General features: G+C 50.9%; 1 protein-coding gene. It reads right to left on the minus strand.

Annotated features, from left to right (window positions below):
• Window positions 1-353: 353 nt before the first annotated feature.
• On the minus strand, window positions 354-627 hold a 274-nt coding region (locus BQ17_RS22875), incomplete at its 5' end, for a hypothetical protein (protein WP_218068311.1).

The raw sequence follows: 627 nt of genomic DNA on the forward strand, positions 1-627 counted from the left end.
ATATCAACCCTTGAGGACTTATAAATGGATATTCTGTCAACGATTGTCTTGGTTGTTGTTGTAAGTGTTTTCGCTTTCATCGCATATGATGCAGCCCATGGCAAATAGCCGCTAACAAATCACTCCAGCGGACATCCGAAACTGCGCGGCATTTGTGCATTTCGCTACGCTTGCAGGCGATATTTGGTGACGTCGGGCGGGTGGGGCCGACTTCCATGAGAGAATTCGAAGACTTCATCGAATCCGAAGCATTGCCGATCGTGGAGGGAATTGTTGCCCTTGTGCAAAGGAATCAATATCGAGAATAGGCATAACAAGCGACTGGAGCAGGACGCTCGCAAAGCTCGCGCTTCTCAGTCGCGCCGTTGGCCATGGCTGAAACAAACGTTGCCCACACCACTGGCGCTTGCATCAACAGCAAAGGTAGATTTCTTTGCGACATGCGACGATCGGCTTCTACGCAAAGCCAAAGCAGTAACCGGCCTTGGCTGCGAAGTCATTTCTGTGCTCGGTGTCGTATCGGAGATTTTGAGATGACAATACAGGTTCAACCCTGAAGTATCCCCACAAAAATCCCCTTCGGTGTCAGTCGGCCAGGAGGGCGTTATGCTCATCGGCGACCCATTG

Source organism: Candidatus Thiosymbion oneisti (genome assembly GCF_900092655.1).
Taxonomy (GTDB): domain Bacteria; phylum Pseudomonadota; class Gammaproteobacteria; order Chromatiales; family Chromatiaceae; genus Thiosymbion; species Thiosymbion oneisti.